Annotated in this window: 4 protein-coding genes; all 4 read left to right on the forward strand. The window is 53.5% G+C overall.

Annotated elements, in window-relative coordinates; genetic code table 11:
• The first annotated feature begins 499 nt into the window (after window positions 1-499).
• Complete coding sequence (locus tag E4680_RS13665) at window positions 500-1,372, forward strand: hypothetical protein (protein ID WP_135282979.1); 873 nt, start codon at window positions 500-502, stop codon at window positions 1,370-1,372.
• Between the two features lie 19 nt (window positions 1,373-1,391).
• Window positions 1,392-1,940 (forward strand): replication protein P, encoded by a 549-nt coding sequence (locus E4680_RS13670; protein WP_135282980.1) that lies wholly within the window; start codon window positions 1,392-1,394, stop codon window positions 1,938-1,940.
• A gap of 52 nt (window positions 1,941-1,992) precedes the next feature.
• A complete protein-coding gene (locus E4680_RS13675) occupies window positions 1,993-2,220 on the forward strand; it encodes a hypothetical protein (RefSeq protein WP_135282981.1) in 228 nt (75 codons plus the stop codon).
• The coding region (locus E4680_RS13680) for a hypothetical protein (RefSeq protein ID WP_135282982.1) at window positions 2,213-2,566 on the forward strand (354 nt) is incomplete at its 3' end. The genes E4680_RS13675 and E4680_RS13680, both read left to right, overlap by 8 nt.

Genomic DNA, 2,566 nt, shown 5'->3' on the forward strand with positions numbered 1-2,566 from the left:
GAATGCGGCGGACTAAGCGCTGCAGCACAAATCCAGTCACTTGGCTATAGCCTTCTAGCAAGCCATTCTGTAAACCTTTTCTCCTGACGTTCCTGAAAGCGCACGGAAGCGCTTTGCTTTGCCCGTTATTCATGTCCCGTCCTAGCCAAGACGCTCCAAGCCTTCCGTTAAATCCTGCCAAAAACATTTGGGTTGCGCCTTGGCGGCATGCAATGTACAATCGGCTTCGTGTACATGCAATAGGAATCTTAACATGGAAAAGATCAAACGGCGGGCCCCAATAGCAGTTGGCTTGGAATCAGTTCGGCGGCACCGCGTAGTCGTACCGATGACCCTCGATGAGCGAGAGCATGTCAAACGACTGGCTGCGCGAAGAGGAATGGCCGTTACCACGTATGTAACCGAGCTGATAGCGGCAGATGCTATAGAGCTGGGAATTCTCGACGAGGGCAATTGAATGTCTCAACGATTTAGCATTTACAAAATGAGGCGGTAACGCATGAGCACGTTCGGGCCAGAGGAAATAGCGCACCTGCTAGACCGCCCAATAGCCTTCCATCGCGCTTTCGTTGAGATTGGCGGGTCTGTCGCTGCCGCATTGTTCCTTAGCCAATCCGTGTACTGGTCGAGGCGGACAAAAGACGACGACGGATGGTTCTGGAAGACCCAGGAGCAATGGTTCGAGGAAACCGGCCTTAGCCGCGCCGAACAGGAGGGCGCAAGAGGCAAGCTAAGGCAGATGGGAATCCTTGTTGAAAAGAAGATGGGTCTACCGTGCAAGCTGTGGTTTCGCATAGATTTCAACGAGTTGTCCAAATCTCTGGCGTCTATAACCGAGTCGCAGACTAGTATGCGGAAAAGTAGCAGACTTGATGCGGTAAAAGTCGCAGACAGTGATGCGGAAAACAAGCAATCATCTTCAGAGATTACTACAGAGACTACGGCAGATATTAAGAGAAATACACCGCCCGCGCGAAAGCGCGCAGGCAGTCGTGCTCATGTTGAACGACCTGACGACGTATCCGAGCAAACCTGGGCCGACTTTCTGGAACTGCGAAAGTCGAAGCGCGCCCCACTCACGGCAACGGCACTTGCAGGCATAGCGCGAGAGGCGGACAAGGCGGGCATGAGCCTTCAGGACGCGATCGCCCTGTGCTGCGAACGCGGATGGCAATCAATCAACGCGAGGTGGATCAGTGAAAAAAGCAGCGGACCATACACAGGCAGTGCTGGCGGGAATGGCGGTGGAGCCGGCGACTGGAAGGAAGGATGGTGGCACCCGGTCTATGACACGCCAGAGGAATACATCCGTAGCGGATGGGAGATCGGCCAGGCCGAGCGCGCAGCAAAGCGCAAGCAGTGGGAGAAGTGACGAGTTTGCGGATTGGCTGATGGTCCAGCTGACCACGGCTTGCCCTGCGTGGCATCGATCAGTTTACGGCGACAAACACGAATGGACGCGGACCTACATCGCCGAAACGATCGAGAGCCTGGCCAGACACGGCGTGACAAAGCGCTCGCAGGTCTCAGAAGGCATCAGAGCGCTCAAAAAGGCGGGGGCGCGGTGGTTGCCCGCCCCGGACGAGTTCGCGGCTCTCTGCGCATCTCAAGAGGCCACGGCGCTACCGTCGGTCGAATTCGCGTACAAAATGGCCGTAGAGTGGCAGCAGACCCCGACAGAGCGACGACACCCGGCAGTCCTGGCCGCAGTACGGCTGCTCGATTGGCATGCGTTCGTGACGTCCACGCGGGATCGATCGAGATTGATGTTTCAGCAGGCCTGGGCGCAAATCAAAGAGCGTGCCGCAGCAGAGGGAAACAGCTGGATGCCTGATCCATGCGCAGCACAAGCGGCACTGCCGGCGCCAAAAGTGGATATGCAGCTCAACCGATCAAAAATCGCTGAGCTAAGATCTGTAATCAAGGGGGAGTTGCGCTAAGCGGAAAGCAGGCTGTACAATATCGTGGCAGGCAAAACTTACAGGATGACACATGAAAACGGTGAAGCTCGAAATCAACCTAACCTATCATGATCAGCTTATGCGAGGCCCAGACGAAGAACGAGAGTGGTTTTTAAATCAAATGCTGACGGATCATGGAAGCCTCACGCTCTACAGCAGAACTATTGAAGGATTTGTCGGAGACGTGAAGGTCGTTCGGATCATTGATGCGCATGAAGCATTCTCAGAACTCAAGTCGGAAAGTATCGACGATGACTGAAGAACAGCGAATTTCTTCTATCAAATTCCTTTGCAACCTGATCGAAACGATAAGCTGCATTTCAGCGGATGATCAAAGGTTTTACAGTGATCATATTGTCAGCCTAGCTGATGATCAGGTAATTCAGTACGTGAATGACGAAGGAATCGAAGGCGAAGTGATGATGTATTCGCCAAGGAGTCATGGGCGCGTCATCAGAATAGGCGATGTCGAATATGGCCAAGATGGAAAATACAACATGCGTACCGAAAAAGGCAGGGAAAACATACTGGGCGGAATCTTTGAAATTCCATACATCGACGCGCTGATGAGGATTGGAGGGTTTTCTAGATTGCCTTTGTTGGCG

Origin of the sequence: Candidatus Macondimonas diazotrophica (assembly GCF_004684205.1) — a bacterium.
In the GTDB taxonomy this organism is placed as follows: Bacteria; Pseudomonadota; Gammaproteobacteria; order UBA5335; family UBA5335; genus Macondimonas; species Macondimonas diazotrophica.

Excerpts from the sequence above, each read along its gene's own strand:
- E4680_RS13670 (WP_135282980.1), top strand. The coding sequence starts at position 1,392 with ATGGTCCAGCTGACCACGGCTTGCCCTGCGTGGCATCGATCAGTTTAC.
- E4680_RS13665 (WP_135282979.1), top strand. The coding sequence starts at position 500 with ATGAGCACGTTCGGGCCAGAGGAAATAGCGCACCTGCTAGACCGCCCA.
- E4680_RS13675 (WP_135282981.1), top strand. The coding sequence starts at position 1,993 with ATGAAAACGGTGAAGCTCGAAATCAACCTAACCTATCATGATCAGCTT.